This window comes from Streptomyces sp. NPDC001450 (assembly GCF_053597295.1).
Window position 1 is genome coordinate 164,435 of record NZ_JBSFHY010000018.1, and the last position, 14,889, is coordinate 179,323.

At 69.8% G+C, this 14,889-nt stretch carries 14 protein-coding genes and 1 pseudogene; 11 read left to right on the plus strand and 4 right to left on the minus strand.

Features of this window, described 5'->3' with window-relative positions; genetic code table 11:
* Positions 1-118: 118 nt before the first annotated feature.
* Positions 119-559, minus strand: a complete 441-nt coding sequence (locus ACWC5O_RS21715) for a DUF3052 domain-containing protein (protein ID WP_386572190.1) — start codon at positions 557-559, stop codon at positions 119-121.
* Positions 560-966: 407 nt separating this feature from the next.
* Between ACWC5O_RS21715 and aceE the strand changes: the two genes are divergently transcribed.
* Positions 967-3,714, plus strand: coding sequence for a pyruvate dehydrogenase (acetyl-transferring), homodimeric type (aceE, locus tag ACWC5O_RS21720; protein WP_450588872.1), 2,748 nt, complete (start codon positions 967-969; stop codon positions 3,712-3,714).
* A gap of 77 nt (positions 3,715-3,791) precedes the next feature.
* A complete protein-coding gene (locus tag ACWC5O_RS21725) occupies positions 3,792-4,535 on the plus strand; it encodes a potassium channel family protein (protein ID WP_450588870.1) in 744 nt (247 codons plus the stop codon).
* A 311-nt stretch (positions 4,536-4,846) separates the two neighbouring features.
* On the opposite strand, the gene ACWC5O_RS21730 is transcribed toward ACWC5O_RS21725, so the two are convergent.
* Positions 4,847-4,987, minus strand: a complete 141-nt coding sequence (locus tag ACWC5O_RS21730; protein WP_450588868.1) for a hypothetical protein — start codon at positions 4,985-4,987, stop codon at positions 4,847-4,849.
* A gap of 81 nt (positions 4,988-5,068) precedes the next feature.
* Here ACWC5O_RS21730 and ACWC5O_RS21735 point away from each other — a divergent pair.
* The 3 genes and pseudogenes from ACWC5O_RS21735 to ACWC5O_RS21745 form a co-directional block, all read left to right on the plus strand.
* Positions 5,069-5,226, plus strand: a pseudogene (locus tag ACWC5O_RS21735) (TetR family transcriptional regulator); the annotation flags it as partial.
* A gap of 104 nt (positions 5,227-5,330) precedes the next feature.
* Positions 5,331-6,551: an alpha/beta hydrolase gene (locus ACWC5O_RS21740; protein WP_450588867.1), complete on the plus strand. Its 1,221-nt coding sequence runs from the start codon at positions 5,331-5,333 to the stop codon at positions 6,549-6,551.
* Positions 6,552-6,617: 66 nt separating this feature from the next.
* Positions 6,618-7,466: a DUF4429 domain-containing protein gene (locus tag ACWC5O_RS21745; protein ID WP_450588865.1), complete on the plus strand. Its 849-nt coding sequence runs from the start codon at positions 6,618-6,620 to the stop codon at positions 7,464-7,466.
* Here the strand turns inward: ACWC5O_RS21745 and ACWC5O_RS21750 are convergent, their stop codons facing one another.
* Positions 7,467-7,910 (minus strand): MerR family transcriptional regulator, encoded by a 444-nt coding sequence (locus ACWC5O_RS21750; RefSeq protein ID WP_450588863.1) that lies wholly within the window; start codon positions 7,908-7,910, stop codon positions 7,467-7,469.
* Between the two features lie 211 nt (positions 7,911-8,121).
* Here ACWC5O_RS21750 and ACWC5O_RS21755 point away from each other — a divergent pair, with 211 nt between their 5' ends.
* Complete coding sequence (locus ACWC5O_RS21755) at positions 8,122-8,943, plus strand: serine hydrolase domain-containing protein (RefSeq protein ID WP_450588862.1); 822 nt, start codon at positions 8,122-8,124, stop codon at positions 8,941-8,943.
* A 28-nt stretch (positions 8,944-8,971) separates the two neighbouring features.
* On the opposite strand, the gene ACWC5O_RS21760 is transcribed toward ACWC5O_RS21755, so the two are convergent.
* Complete coding sequence (locus tag ACWC5O_RS21760) at positions 8,972-9,625, minus strand: pirin family protein (RefSeq protein WP_450589116.1); 654 nt, start codon at positions 9,623-9,625, stop codon at positions 8,972-8,974.
* 107 nt (positions 9,626-9,732) lie between these two features.
* Between ACWC5O_RS21760 and fasR the strand changes: the two genes are divergently transcribed.
* From fasR to fabF, 5 genes are all read left to right on the plus strand, one after another.
* On the plus strand, positions 9,733-10,938 hold the full coding sequence (gene fasR / locus ACWC5O_RS21765; protein WP_450588861.1) for a fatty acid biosynthesis transcriptional regulator FasR: 1,206 nt from the start codon (positions 9,733-9,735) through the stop codon (positions 10,936-10,938).
* Positions 10,939-11,027: 89 nt separating this feature from the next.
* Positions 11,028-12,005, plus strand: a complete 978-nt coding sequence (locus tag ACWC5O_RS21770) for an ACP S-malonyltransferase (RefSeq protein WP_450588859.1) — start codon at positions 11,028-11,030, stop codon at positions 12,003-12,005.
* Positions 12,006-12,020: 15 nt separating this feature from the next.
* Positions 12,021-13,088 (plus strand): beta-ketoacyl-ACP synthase 3, encoded by a 1,068-nt coding sequence (locus ACWC5O_RS21775; protein ID WP_450588858.1) that lies wholly within the window; start codon positions 12,021-12,023, stop codon positions 13,086-13,088.
* Positions 13,089-13,168: 80 nt separating this feature from the next.
* A complete protein-coding gene (locus tag ACWC5O_RS21780) occupies positions 13,169-13,417 on the plus strand; it encodes an acyl carrier protein (protein ID WP_046425089.1) in 249 nt (82 codons plus the stop codon).
* A gap of 86 nt (positions 13,418-13,503) precedes the next feature.
* Positions 13,504-14,766: a beta-ketoacyl-ACP synthase II gene (gene fabF / locus ACWC5O_RS21785; RefSeq protein WP_450588856.1), complete on the plus strand. Its 1,263-nt coding sequence runs from the start codon at positions 13,504-13,506 to the stop codon at positions 14,764-14,766.
* Positions 14,767-14,889: the final 123 nt, after the last annotated feature.

A 14,889-nucleotide genomic window follows, 5' to 3' on the forward strand; every position in this document is an offset into this window, starting at 1 on the left:
GGTGAGAGCACAGCAAACGCTCGGAACCACCCTACGCAGCGATCACCGCGGGTTCAGCGCGGACTTTCGGACGGGCCGGGTACTCCCGGCCCGTCCGACGTCCTCAGGACGAGGCGGTCTACTTCTTGCCGGACTTCGCGGCCTTCGGCGTCGCCAGACGCGAGCCGCTCCAGTCCTTGCCGACGCTGACGCTCTTGGACGCCGTCAGGCCGGCAGTCGTCGCGGCTTCCGAGATGTCGCTCGGCTCCACGTACCCCGTACGGCCGGTCTTCGGCGTGAGCAGCAGGATGGCGCCGCCCTCTTCGATGTACGTGGTGGCATCGACGAGCACATCGGTCAGGTCGCCGTCCTCGTCACGGAACCACAGCACGACGGCGTCGGCCACGTCGTCGTAGTCCTCGTCCATCAGGTCGCCTTCGACGGCTTCCTCAATGGCCTCGCGGAGCTCCTGATCGACGTCGTCGTCGTAGCCGATCTCCTGGACCACCTGCCCGGGCTGGAAACCCAGCCTGGCGGCAGGGTTAGTCCGCTCCTCCGCGTGGTCCGCGGTCGCGCTCACGGGTTGCCTCCTGATCATGTCTTGGTGAATATCTCAGCCACGCGCGTGCGCGAAGCATTGGCCGTAGTCCACACGGGCGGGACGGATCGCGCAAGTACCCGGCCGTTCAGACCGCCGAAACGGTGACGATCCCGGCCGTGTCGTCGCAACTTCTGGCACCGTACCCCGATTCGTCGTAACCCACATCACACCGATGTGCCCGCTTTGCGCCGTTCGGAATCATCCGGCACTACGACCCTCGAACAAGTTTGCCAAGCCTGTCACGGCCCGAGCGTATCGTTGCGTTTTGACCGGACCCGCGCCTCGGTTACCCCACGGTAGAGATGACGTACGCCCTCCCGAGGTACACGATGGGGATCGGTGCAGGCACTAGGAAAAAAGTGGCCCTCTGACAGGTAAGGAACAGCGTGGCTTCCGGATCCGATCGCAATCCGATCATCATTGGCGGCCTTCCGAGTCAGGTTCCTGACTTCGATCCCGAAGAGACCCAGGAGTGGCTCGACTCTCTCGACGCCGCCGTGGACGAGCGGGGCCGTGAGCGGGCCCGCTACCTCATGCTGCGCCTGATCGAGCGGGCCCGCGAGAAGCGCGTGGCCGTGCCCGAGATGCGCAGCACGGACTACGTCAACACGATCCCCACCCGGGCCGAGCCGTTCTTCCCCGGCAACGAGGAGATCGAGCGCAGGATCCTCAACGCGACCCGCTGGAACGCGGCCGTGATGGTCTCGCGCGCGCAGCGCCCCGGCATCGGCGTCGGTGGCCACATCGCCACCTTCGCCTCGTCCGCCTCCCTGTACGACGTGGGCTTCAACCACTTCTTCCGCGGCAAGGACGAGGGCGACGGTGGCGACCAGGTCTTCTTCCAGGGCCACGCCTCCCCCGGCATCTACGCGCGCGCGTACCTGCTCGACCGGCTCACCGAGCAGCAGCTCGACGGCTTCCGCCAGGAGAAGTCGAGGTACCCGAACGCGCTGTCCAGCTACCCGCACCCGCGCTCCATGCCGGACTTCTGGGAGTTCCCGACCGTCTCCATGGGCCTCGGCCCGCTGGGCGCGATCTACCAGGCCCGGATGAACCGCTACATGCAGGCGCGCGGCATCGCGGACACCTCCAAGTCGCACGTGTGGGCGTTCCTCGGCGACGGCGAGATGGACGAGCCGGAGTCGCTCGGCCAGCTGACCATCGCCGCGCGCGAGGGCCTCGACAACCTGACCTTCGTCGTCAACTGCAACCTGCAGCGCCTGGACGGCCCGGTGCGCGGCAACGGCAAGATCATCCAGGAGCTGGAGTCGGTCTTCCGGGGCGCCGGCTGGAACGTGATCAAACTGATCTGGGACCGCACCTGGGACCCGCTGCTCGCCCAGGACCGCGACGGCGTCCTGGTCAACAAGATGAACACGACCCCGGACGGCCAGTTCCAGACATACGCCACCGAGTCCGGCGCCTACATCCGCGAGCACTTCTTCGGCGACGACCTGCGGCTGCGCGCGATGGTCGAGAACATGACCGACGACCAGATCCTGCACCTGGGGCGCGGCGGTCACGACCACCGCAAGATCTACGCGGCGTTCAAGGCGGCCAAGGAGCACAAGGGCCAGCCGACGGTCATCCTGGCCAAGACCATCAAGGGCTGGACGCTGGGCCCCAACTTCGAGGGCCGCAACGCCACGCACCAGATGAAGAAGCTGACGGTCGACGACCTCAAGCGCTTCCGGGACCGTCTGCACCTGCCGATCTCCGACAAGGACCTGGAGTCCGGCCTGCCGCCGTACTACCACCCGGGCCGCGACACGGAGGAGATCCAGTACATGCACGACATGCGCAAGGCGTGCGGCGGGTACGTCCCGACGCGCGTCGTGCGCTCCGAGCCGCTGCAGCTGCCCGACGACAAGACGTACGCGACCGTGAAGAAGGGCACCGGTCAGCAGTCCATCGCCACCACGATGGCCTTCGTCCGGCTCCTCAAGGACCTCATGCGGGACAAGGAGATCGGCCGGCGGTTCGTGCTGATCGCGCCGGACGAGTACCGCACGTTCGGCATGGACTCCTTCTTCCCGAGCGCGAAGATCTACAATCCGCTCGGCCAGCAGTACGAGGCGGTCGACCGCGATCTGCTGCTCGCGTACAAGGAGTCGCCGACGGGCCAGATGCTGCACGACGGCATCTCGGAGGCGGGCTGCACGGCCTCCCTGATCGCGGCGGGCTCGGCCTACGCCACGCACGGCGAGCCGCTCATCCCGGTCTACGTCTTCTACTCGATGTTCGGTTTCCAGCGCACCGGCGACCAGTTCTGGCAGATGGCCGACCAGTTGTCGCGCGGATTCGTACTGGGCGCGACCGCGGGCCGTACGACCCTGACCGGTGAGGGCCTCCAGCACGCGGACGGCCACTCCCAGCTGCTCGCCTCGACGAACCCGGCGTGTGTCGCCTACGACCCGGCGTACTCGTACGAGATCGCGCACATCGTCCAGGACGGCCTGCGCCGGATGTACGGCGGCGACGCCGAGCACCCGCACGGCGAGGACGTCTTCTACTACCTCACCGTCTACAACGAGCCCATCCAGCACCCGGCCGAGCCGGCGAACGTGGACGTCGAGGGCATCCTCAAGGGCATCCACAGGATCAGCGAGGGGACGGCGGGCTCCGTCCCGGCGCAGATCATGGCGTCCGGTGTCGCGGTGCCGTGGGCGCTGGAGGCGCAGAAGCTCCTCGCCGAGGACTGGAACGTGAAGGCCGACGTCTGGTCGGCGACCTCCTGGAACGAGCTGCGGCGCGAGGCCGTGGCCGTGGAGGAGCACAACCTGCTGCACCCGGAGGAGGAGCAGCGGGTGCCGTACGTGACGCAGAAGCTGAGTGGTTCCGAGGGGCCGTTCGTGGCCGTGTCCGACTGGATGCGAGCGGTTCCGGACCAGATCGCCCGGTGGGTGCCCGGCACGTACCAGTCGCTGGGCGCCGACGGCTTCGGCTTCGCGGACACCCGTGGCGCGGCCCGCCGCTTCTTCCACATCGACGCCCAGTCGATCGTGGTGGCGGTGCTGACCGAGCTGGCCCGGGAGGGCAAGGTCGACCGGTCCGTGCTGAAGCAGGCCATCGACCGGTACCAGCTGCTGGACGTCTCGGCGGCGCATCCGGGAGTCGCGGGCGGCGACGCGTAACGCTGTACAGCCTGCGCGGGCTGAGGGCGGTGGAGTTCGATTCTCCACCGCCCTTACGTTTTCTTTACGATGCGGGCATGGAGCAACAATCGGCGCAGACGCGGTGGGAGCGGCGCACCCAACGACCCCTGCTGGCGCTGGCCATGGCCTTCGCCGTCGCGTACGCCGTGCCGATCGTGGACAGTTCCGCGGGGCAGGACCTGACGGCCGTGTGCACGGTGGTGGAGTGGGCGGTCTGGGGGGCGTTCGCCATGGACTACCTGATACGGCTCGCGCTCACGCCCCGGCGCAAGGAGTTCGTGCGGACGCACTGGCTGGACCTGTGCGCGGTGGTGCTGCCGATCCTGCAGCCGCTCAGGCTGTTGCGGCTGGTGTCGACGCTGATGCTGGTGGGGCGGCGGGCGCGGATGGCTCCGCAGATCCGGCTGACGACGTATGTCGTGGGGTCGGTGGTCGGGTTGTTGATGTTCGGGTCGCTCGCGGTGCTGTCGGTGGAGCGGGAGTCGCCGAACGGGAACATCCGGACGCTGGGTGACGCGGTGTGGTGGTCCTTCACGACGATGACGACCGTGGGGTACGGGGACCACGCGCCGACGACCGGTCTGGGGCGGATGATCGCGGTCGGGCTGATGCTGTCGGGGATCGCGCTGCTGGGTGTCGTCACCGCGAACATCGCCGCGTGGTTCATCTCGCGGTTCGAGAAGGACGATGTGGAGGAACGCCGGCAGACGGAGGCGATCGCCGCGCTGGCCGAGGAGGTTCGCCTGCTGCGGGCTGAAGTGGCCCGGCTGGCTGCGGACCGTGAAGGGCAACGGAGTTGACGCCCGGTGCTGCCCGCAGCTACGGACGGTGCACTTGAGGCCGACGGGGCCGCAACCCCCCAGGGGCGCGGGACGGTATCGATGTGCGGCTTCGCCGCGTGGGCGCGGCCGGCCACAACGCACCCGCAGACGAAGAACGGCCGAACCGCCGGAGGCGCGCGCAGCCCCCTCCGCAGCGCGCGCCGCGGCCCGGTCGTCCTCCCGTCCATGCCCTGCGGAGGACTTGACCCACTGTCACCTGCGCCGTATGTCGGAGGCCAGGGACCTTTAGCTTTGTCACCCTGATAGGTGAACTCTGCCGAGCGCAGGCCTCAGATGTGGCCGACTCCCGCGCCTGCCTCCGCGTTCTGGCCCCGCTTGGTGAGCAGCGCGACGAGGACGGCGACCGGGGCCACACCGACCTGAACGGCTGTGGAGGCGCCGATCACCATGCCCCGGATGCCGATCACCATGTTGAGCTTCTAGGCCGGGAAGGTGGCCCGCGGCAGACCGAGTGCGGCCGGCATCAGCAGCGCGCCGAACAGGCCCTGGAAGATCCGCGGCCGCGGCCGGCCGTGGCCGTCTTCGGGGGGGGGTGATAAGGGTCACTGAGCGGCAGTGGAGCACGGGCGACGACTTCAGCCTGGAAGCGATCCGTGAACTCACCGCGTCGTACCTCGATCAGGTGGGTTCTGCGCTCACCGGGAACTGACGCATCGCGTGAGGTCGTTCGGGGTTCGTTCGACGCTTCACGAAACGTGATACCCGTCACTCGGTTACCCCGAGACCCTCCCGTTCTCCTAGTGTGTCCTCCCAGTGACTTCCTTCGACACCTCCCCACAACTCAACGTCTGGCGCATGCTGCTCGCGCTGGCCGTGGTGTTCGTGATGCTCGCGACCACCGGCTGGACCGCGCTGCGCAGCCACCGGGAACCGAGCGCGCTGCAGGCCTCGCTCGCCAAATGGGAGCACGGCAGCATCCACCACGGCCTGCACCTGCCGGACCCCGCGGGCTCCCCCGCGCGGCTCGCCCGCTTCTTCGCCTCGCTCACCCCGCACGAGCAGGACCGCCTCGCCCACCGCTACCCCCTCGCGGTCGGCAACATGAACGGCGCGCCCGTCTCGCTGCGCTACCGCGCCAACCACGTCGCGCTGGAGCAGGCGCGCAAGGTCGAGAAGAAGCGCATGCACGACAGCCTGCTCAGCACGGCCGGGCAGCAGGACGCGGGCCTCCGTATGCACCGCTACGAGTCGCTGCTGAACCCCGAGCGGCAGATCCTCGCCTTCGACCCCGAGGGCTCGGGCCGGGTCGCCGAGGTGTTCGGGAACCTCACCAAGGCCGAGCGGATCTCCGTCGTCGTCCCCGGCGTCGACACCGACCTGCTCACCTTCCAGCGCACGAACCGCAGGTACAGCGCCCCGGTCGGCATGGCCAAGGCCCTGTACGCGGCCGAGCGGGCCCAGAGCCCCACGACCCGTACGGCCGTGATCGCCTGGGCCGACTACACCGCGCCGGACGGACTCGGCGTGGACGCGGCCACGGGGCTGCGCGCCGCGGAGGGCGCCCTGCGCCTGAACGCGCTGCTCAGCGCCCTGCCCGGCAAGGCACCGGTGTCGATGTTCTGCCACAGCTACGGCTCGGTGGTCTGCGGGGTCGCCGCGCACGGCATGCCCCGCCGGGTGACCGACATAGCGGTGGCCGCGAGCCCCGGCATGCGCGTCGGCAAGGCCTCCCAGCTGGGCACCTCGGCCCGGGTGTGGGCGATGCGGGACGCCACCGACTGGGTGCAGGACGTGCCGTACCTGGAGGTCGGCGGGCTCGGGCACGGCGCCGACCCGGTCTCCTCGTCGTTCGGCGCACGGGTGCTGTCGGCGCGGGACGCGCAGGGCCACGCGGGCTATTTCCAGCCGGGCACGGACAGCCTGCGCAACCTCGCCGACATCGGGGTGGGCGCGTACGACGCGGTCACCTGCGCACGCGAGATCGATGCGTGCCGGGCCGGTCTGCCCCGCACGTCGATGGCCCAACGCGCGTAGAAGCAGCAGGAAGTGCGGTCTGCGCGGGTGGCGACGGAGGAGCACGTGCCGCATACGATGAGCCGCATGGGTGACGTACTGGCGGGTTTTCATGCCGTCTGGGAGTTCGAGTCCGACTCCGTGCTCATCCGCTACGAACGGGGGATTCGAACACCGAAGCTGTTCCAGGCGCTGGGCGAACGGCGGATCCCGCTGTCCGCGGTCGAGGAAGTGACTCTGACGCCGGGCAAGCGCGGCACCGTCGCACTGCGGCTTCGGCCGCGCCCCGGCGCCGACCCGCTGTGGGAGGCGGCGGCCGGGCAGCTGCGCGAGGGCTCCGATCCGTACCGGCTGGCGCTGCCGGCCGAGCGCTCGACGCTCGCGGAGTACTACGCCGACGAGCTGAAGGGGCTGCTGACCGAATCCGGGCCCACCGACCGGTACCTGGTGGCCGCGCCGGAGGCGCCGCTGCAGTTCAAGGCGTACGACGGGAAGGCGTCCTTCGACGGGACGACCGTGCAGTTCCGGTGGTCCTGGACGGGGGCGTCCTCGGCGAAGTGGAAGGCCGGGGACCAGAGCTTCGCGGTCGCCGGCCTCAGCGGGGTGGAGTGGCGGTCGCCGGAGGTCTTCGAGGGGCACCTACGGCTGCTGCCCCGCGAGGGCGGCTCCGCCCGGCCCGCGCAGCCCGATCAGGATCCGGCGTCCATCGTCTTCGGGCTGGGGTACGGGCCGGTGCACGAGTCGCTGCCGTTCGCGGCGGCCGTCCTGGAGGCCGTACGCACCCGCGGGCCGGTACCGGCGGTACCGGCCCCGGCACGCCGGGACCCGGCCGACATCGCCGAGCGGATCCGCCACCTCGGGGAGCTGCACCAGGCGGGGCTGATCACGGACGAGGAGTTCTCGTCGAAGAAGGCCGAGCTGCTGGCCGAGCTGTAGTCAGCGCTCCGTGGAGTAGAAGCTGATCTTTCGGTCCAGGACCGAGAGGGTGTCGTGCAGCTCCGCGATCCTGGCCAGCACGTCCCGGCGGGTCGACTCCAGCAGGGCCTGGCGTTCCGCGTAGGTCGTCTCGCCCTCGCGCACCAGTTCCGCGTAGCGGACCATGTCCGCCACCGGCATGCCGGTCAGGCGGAGCTTGGTCACGAAGTCCAGCCAGTCCAGGTCGCGGTTGCTGTAGCGGCGCTGGCCGGTGTGGGAGCGGTCGATGTGGGACATCAGCCCGATCCGCTCGTACCAGCGCAGGGTGTGCGCGGTCAGGCCGGTGAAGGCGACGACCTCACTGATCGTGTAGCGGTCCTGCCCGTCGGCGCGCGGGTGCCGCCGCGGCGGGGCTGCGCAGATGTCGGTCGTGCTCGCGTTCTCCTCGGTCCGCATCACCGTCATGGCCCCCACGCTATGGCCTTCGAGTGCACTCCAAGCAAGCGGACCCGGTAAGAAATACCCACGACGGGCCCAGGGTGACGTCGTCAGCGTGCGGGGCATGAGTCTCGTACGCCGGGCGCTGCCCGGGGATACCGAGACTGGCACGAGGAGTCCCTGCCGGGACTTGTGCATGGATATGGAGCTGAGACTCTGAGCGCTTAGGCTCGACGGCATGTCGCTGAAGAGCCTCGCGCTGATCGAGAACTGGCCGGTTCCCACCGCCGCCGCCGGTGTCGTACGGGCCGACGGGACCGTCCTCGGCACCCATGGGCCCGTCGGACACCGGTTTCCGCTGGCCTCGGTGACCAAGCCGCTGGCGGCGTACGCGGCGCTGGTCGCCTACGAGGAGGGTGCCGTCGAGCTGGACGAGCCGGCCGGGCCGGCGGGGGCGACCGTCCGCCATCTGCTCGCGCACACCTCCGGGCTGGCCTTCGACGAGCACCGGGTGATGGCGCCTCCCGGGGAGCGGCGGCTGTACTCCAACGCCGGGTTCGAGCAGCTCGGAGATCACATCGCCAAGGCGACGGACATTCCGTTCGCGGAGTATCTGCGGCAGGCGGTGCTGGAGCCGCTCGGGATGACACAGACCGCGCTCGACGGGTCCCCCGCCAAGGACGGTGTTTCGACGGTGGACGATCTGCTGCGTTTCGCGGCGGAGGTGCAGGCGCCGAGGCTGTTGGACCCGCGTACGGTCGCCGAGGCGATGTCCGTGCAGTATCCGGGGACGAAGGGTGTCCTGCCGGGGTACGGGCACCAGAACCCCAACGACTGGGGTCTGGGCTTCGAGATCCGTGACTCCAAGTCGCCGCACTGGACGGGGTCTTCGTCTTCGCCGCGCACCTTCGGACACTTCGGCCAGTCCGGTACGTTCCTGTGGGTCGACCCGGATGCGGGTGTGGCCGGGGTTGCGCTGACGGACCGGGCGTTCGGGCCCTGGGCGATCGAGGCGTGGCCGGTGTTCACCGACGCGGTGCTCGCGGAGCTGCGGGGCTGAGCCTGGCTGCGGGCCGAAGGACGGCCCCTTACGGCGCCATCTCCCAAAGCAGCAGTTCCGCTGACGTGACCCCGACCGCTTCCAAACCCTCCGCAGCCGTGATCCGGGCCGAGTCCCCCGGGCCCAGCGTCTCCCCCGCCAAGCGGACCTCGCCGCGCACGACGTGGACGTAGACATGCGCCGCGTCCGGCACGGCCGTCCGTTCCCCCGGGGTCAGGCGGCGGACGTGGAGCATCGCGCCGGCGGCGGGGACCGCGTACGGGGTGGAGTCGGCGATGCCCGGGACGATCGAGTACGACGGGTCGCCGCCGGGGGTCAGGGGGGCCAGCCACATCTGGACGAAGGTCAGGGGGGTCGAGCCCTCGTTGCGCTCCACGTGCCGGACGCCCGCCGCCGCGCTGAGGTGCTGGACGTCTCCGGGGCGGACCCGCCTCTGGTGGCCCGTGGAGTCGCGGTGGGTCAGTTCGCCCTCGACGACCCAGGTGACGATCTCCGTGTGGCTGTGCGGATGTTCGTCGAAGCCTGCGCCGGGGGCGAGCCGCTCCTCGTTGCAGGCGATCACCGCGCCGAACCGCAGGTTCTCGGGGTCGTAGTGCGGGCCGAAGGAGAAGGCGTGGCGGGTGTCGATCCCGGTCCCGGGGTCCCCTCCGGGGTAGCGCTCAGCGGCGCGCCGTACGTCCATCACGGCACCACCGTAGACCGCGCACGGACCCCGTCGGCCCCGCGGGGCATCTCACCTGCTGACCCCGGCGACGCATGCTCCCGTCCGGATAAGGCAGTCTTGTCCACGTGCCCGAACCCGAAACCCGTCACAGCGAACCCGCAGCACACGTCGTCCACCCGCACCCCGCGACCCTGAAGCGGCTGGAGAAGTCCTCCGGGAGTCTCGCCGCGCAGGCCATCGCACGCATGGACGAGACCCTGCCGTGGTACCGGGCCATGCCCCCGGAGAACCGTTCCTGGATCGGACTCGTGGCCCAGGCGGGCATCGCCGCCTTCACCGAGTGGTTCCGGCATCCCGATGCTCCACAGGCGATCTCGACGGATGTCTTCGGGACGGCGCCTCGTGAGCTGACCCGGGCCATCACACTGCGGCAGACCGTGGAGATGGTGCGGACCACCATCGAGGTCATGGAGAGCGCCATCGACGAGGTGGCGGCGCCCGGCGACGAGAGCGTGCTGCGCGAGGCCCTGCTCGTGTACGCCCGCGAGATCGCCTTCGCCACCGCCCAGGTCTACGCCCAGGCCGCCGAGGCACGCGGTGCCTGGGACGCGCGACTGGAGTCGCTCGTCGTCAACGCCGTGCTGAGCGGGGAGGCCGACGAGGGGGCCGTCAGCCGGGCCGCCGCCCTCGGCTGGAACTCGCCCGAGCATGTGTGTGTCGTGCTCGGGACCGCGCCCGACGGGGACAGCGAGCTGACCGTGGAGGCGATCAGGAGGGCGTCGCGGCACGCCAAGCTCCAGGTGCTCACCGGGGTGCTCGGCGACCGGCTCGTCGTCATCGCAGGTGGCAGCGCGAATCCGCTCGCCGTCGCCAAGTCGCTGATCGGGCCGTTCGCGGCCGGACCGGTCGTCGCCGGGCCCGTCGTACCCGATCTGCTGGCCGCCACGCGGTCCGCGCAGGCCGCCGCCGCGGGGCTGAAGGCGTGTTCCGCCTGGCAGGACGCGCCGCGGCCGGTGCTGGCGGACGATCTGCTGCCGGAGCGCGCCATCGCGAGCGATCCGAGCGCCCGCGAGCAGTTGGTGGAGGAGATCTACAGACCGCTGGAGGAAGCTGGTTCGGCGCTCCTGGAAACGCTGAGTGTCTACCTGGAGCAGGCGAGCAGCCTGGAGGGCGCGGCCCGGATGCTCTTCGTTCACCCGAACACCGTGCGCTACCGGCTCCGACGTGTGACAGACGTCACCGGCTGGTCGCCTTCGGATGTACGATCCGCCTTCACACTGCGGATCGCGCTGATCCTGGGGCGTCTGGCCGAAGGAGACGCCCAACCCTAGGCTTTTGTCGGGGGCCCACAAAAGCCCCCCGTGTTCTTCGTCCCTGTCCTCACGGGCGGCCTTGGCCGTCCCCAAGAGAGAGTGTGAGAGTGCTCGTACTCGTCGCTCCCGGCCAGGGCGCCCAGACGCCCGGCTTCCTGACTCCCTGGCTCGACCTCCCCGGTGCCGCGGACCGTGTCGCCGCATGGTCGGACGCCATCGGACTGGACCTGGTCCACTACGGCACCCAGGCCGACGCGGACGCCATCCGCGACACCGCGGTGGCACAGCCGCTGCTGGTCGCCGCCGGCCTCCTGTCCGCCGCGGCACTCGGTGCCTACTCGTTCGCCGATGACGCGGCGGGCTCCGAGATCGCCCCGAGCGCCGTCGCCGGCCACAGTGTCGGTGAGATCACCGCCGCCGCCTTCGCGGGCGTCCTGGACGACACCGCCGCGCTCGGCCTCGTCCGCAAGCGGGGTCTGGCCATGGCCGACGCCGCCGCGATCACCGAGACCGGCATGTCCGCGCTGCTCGGCGGTGACCCCGAGGTCTCCGTCGCGCACCTGGAGAAGCTGGGCCTGACCCCCGCGAACGTCAACGGCGCGGGCCAGATCGTCGCCGCGGGCACGCTGGAGCAGCTCGCCGTGCTGAACGAGGACATGCCCGAGGGCGTCCGCAAGGTCGTCCCGCTGAAGGTCGCCGGCGCCTTCCACACCCATCACATGGCTCCTGCCGTGGACGCGCTGGCCAAGGCCGCCGCGGAGCTGACGCCCGGCGACCCGAAGGTCACCTACGTCTCCAACAAGGACGGCCAGGCCGTCGCCACCGGCGCCGAGGTGCTGGAGCGGCTGGTCGGCCAGGTCGCCAACCCGGTGCGCTGGGACCTGTGCATGGAGACGTTCAAGACGCTGGGCGTCACCGCGCTCATCGAGGTGTGCCCGGGCGGCACGCTGACCGGCCTGGCCAAGCGGGCCCTTCCGGGCGTCAGGACGCTGGCCCTGAAGACCCCTGACGACCTCGACGCGGCCCGCGAGCTCATCGCCGCAGTAGCCGATTCTGCTGCTGCCGCAGCGGGCGCCGACGCTTAAGGAGCCGTACCGATCATGGCGAAGATCATGCCCAGCAAGGGCGCCCCGTACGCGCGCATCCTCGGTGTCGGCGGCTACCGGCCGGTCCGGATCGTGCCCAACGAGGTGATCCTGGAGACGATCGACTCGTCCGACGAGTGGATCCGTTCGCGCTCCGGCATCGAGACCCGGCACTGGGCGGGCCCCGACGAGACGGTCGCCGCGATGGCCATCGAGGCTTCCGGCAAGGCGATCGCCGACGCGGGCATCGATGCCGAGCAGATCGGCGCCGTGGTCGTCTCGACCGTCTCGCACTTCAGCCAGACCCCGGCCGTCGCCACCGAGATCGCCGACAAGCTGGGCACCGACAAGGCCGCCGCCTTCGACATCTCGGCGGGCTGCGCGGGCTTCGGCTACGGCCTCACCCTCGCCAAGGGCATGGTGGTGGAAGGTTCCGCCGAGTACGTGCTCGTCATCGGCGTGGAGCGGCTGAGTGACCTGACCGACCTGGAGGACCGGGCCACAGCCTTCCTGTTCGGTGACGGCGCCGGCGCGGTCGTGGTCGGCCCCTCCCAGGAGCCGGCGATCGGCCCGACCGTGTGGGGCTCCGAGGGCGACAAGTCCGAGACCATCAAGCAGACGGTCCCCTGGGACCGCTTCTTCCCCCAGTCCCGACTTCGCTCGGGCGGGGACACCCCCACCGGAGACCTCTCCGAACTGCCCGTCGACAGCGAGGGCAACGTCAAGTTCCCTGCGATCACGCAGGAGGGCCAGGCGGTGTTCCGCTGGGCCGTGTTCGAGATGGCGAAGGTCGCCCAGCAGGCGCTGGACGCGGCCGGAATCACCCCGGACGACCTGGACGTCTTCATTCCGCACCAGGCCAACGTGCGGATCATCGACTCGATGGTGAAGACGTTGAAGCTGCCGGAGCACGTCACGGTCGCCCGTGACATCCGCACCACCGGCAACACCTCGGCCGCCTCGATTCCGCTCGCGATGGAGCGGCTCCTGGCGACCGGGGAGGCGAAGAGCGGCGACACCGCGCTCGTCATCGGATTCGGGGCGGGTCTCGTCTACGCCGCCACGGTCGTTACCCTCCCCTAGGCACTCCGTGCCGGATCATGCGAACCGGTACGGGATCATCTGCCACAAACCGTCTGGATTATCGAAGAAGGAGCGCCAACATGGCCGCCACTCAGGAAGAGATCGTCGAAGGTCTCGCCGAGATCGTGAACGAGATCGCCGGCATCCCGGTTGAGGACGTCCAGCTGGACAAGTCCTTCACCGACGACCTGGACGTCGACTCGCTGTCCATGGTCGAGGTCGTCGTCGCCGCCGAGGAGCGCTTCGACGTCAAGATCCCCGACGAGGACGTCAAGAACCTCAAGACCGTCGGCGACGCCACCGACTACATCCTCAAGCACCAGGCCTGAGCCACCCCTTAGGTCACAGGCTGCAAGGCCCCGCCACCCGGCGGTGGCGCCGTATGAATCCCGCATCCGTTGGAGAAAGAATTCCCGTGAGCCCGACCAATCGCACCGTGGTCGTCACCGGTATCGGCGCAACCACACCGCTGGGTGGCGACGCAGCTTCGTTCTGGGAGGCCCTGCTCGCCGGCAAGTCCGGCGTCAGCGTCCTCGAGCAGGACTGGGCGGCCGAACTGCCGGTCCGTATCGCCGCGCAGATCGCCGTCGAGCCGGGCGAGATCATCCCCCGCCCGCAGGCCCGCAAGCTGGACCGGTCCGCGCAGTTCGCGCTGATCGCCGCTCAGGAGGCCTGGAAGGACGCCGGATTCACCGCCAAGGCCGGTGAGGACGTGTCCGTGAACCCCGACCGGCTGGGTGCGGTCATCGCCTCCGGAATCGGCGGTGTGACGACGCTCCTGGACCAGTACGACGTGCTCAAGGAGAAGGGCGTACGCCGTGTCTCCCCGCACACCGTGCCGATGCTGATGCCCAACTCCCCGGCGGCCAACGTCGGCATCGAGCTGGGTGCCCGCGCCGGTGTGCACACCCCGGTCTCGGCCTGCGCCTCGGGCGCGGAGGCCATCGGGTACGCGATCGAGATGATCCGCACCGGGCGTGCGGACGTGGTCGTGGCCGGTGGTACCGAGGCCGCCATCCACCCGCTTCCCATCGCCGCGTTCGGCAACATGATGGCGATGTCCAAGAACAACGACGACCCCGAGGGCGCCTCGCGTCCCTACGACTCCGGTCGTGACGGCTTCGTGCTCGGCGAGGGCGCCGGTGTGATCGTCCTGGAGTCCGAGGAGCACGCCAAGGCCCGCGGCGCCCGGATCTACGCGGAGGCGGTCGGCCAGGGCATCTCCGCCGACAGCCACCACATCACGCAGCCCGAGCCGTCCGGCAACGGCATCGCGCAGGCGCTGCAGAACCTGCTCGACAACACGGACCTGAAGCCGGCCGAGATCGTGCACGTGAACGCGCACGCCACCTCGACGCCGCAGGGTGACGTGGCCGAGATCAAGGCGCTGCGCAAGGTGTTCGGCGACGACGTCGACCACATGGCGATCTCCGCGACCAAGTCGATGACGGGTCACCTGCTCGGTGGTGCCGGTGGTATCGAGACGGTCGCGTCGATCCTGGCGCTGGTGAACCGTACGGCTCCGCCGACGATCAACGTGCGCGAGCTGGACCCCGAGGTCAACGCGGATGTGGTGGTCGGCGAGGCGCGGGCGCTGCCCGAGGGCCGGATCGCCGCGCTGAACGACTCGTTCGGCTTCGGTGGGCACAACGTGGTCCTGGCGTTCCGGACCATCTGAGAGACGTGAGGAAGGGCCCCCGCCTGCACTTCCGTTCTAGTGGTCGTCGCAACACCCCAGCTCAGGGGATGCGATGGACTTCGAGATTCGGGATGAGCGGAAGCCTCAGGGGCCCCGCAGGTT

Bases quoted from the DNA above. Each gene is read 5' to 3' on its own strand.
- ACWC5O_RS21725 (WP_450588870.1), top strand. From the start codon at position 3,792: ATGGAGCAACAATCGGCGCAGACGCGGTGGGAGCGGCGCACCCAACGA.
- ACWC5O_RS21730 (WP_450588868.1), bottom strand. From the start codon at position 4,987: ATGGTGATCGGCATCCGGGGCATGGTGATCGGCGCCTCCACAGCCGTT.
- ACWC5O_RS21745 (WP_450588865.1), top strand. From the start codon at position 6,618: ATGGGTGACGTACTGGCGGGTTTTCATGCCGTCTGGGAGTTCGAGTCC.
- ACWC5O_RS21750 (WP_450588863.1), bottom strand. From the start codon at position 7,910: ATGACGGTGATGCGGACCGAGGAGAACGCGAGCACGACCGACATCTGC.
- ACWC5O_RS21755 (WP_450588862.1), top strand. From the start codon at position 8,122: ATGTCGCTGAAGAGCCTCGCGCTGATCGAGAACTGGCCGGTTCCCACC.
- ACWC5O_RS21760 (WP_450589116.1), bottom strand. From the start codon at position 9,625: ATGGACGTACGGCGCGCCGCTGAGCGCTACCCCGGAGGGGACCCCGGG.
- ACWC5O_RS21775 (WP_450588858.1), top strand. From the start codon at position 12,021: ATGGCGAAGATCATGCCCAGCAAGGGCGCCCCGTACGCGCGCATCCTC.
- ACWC5O_RS21780 (WP_046425089.1), top strand. From the start codon at position 13,169: ATGGCCGCCACTCAGGAAGAGATCGTCGAAGGTCTCGCCGAGATCGTG.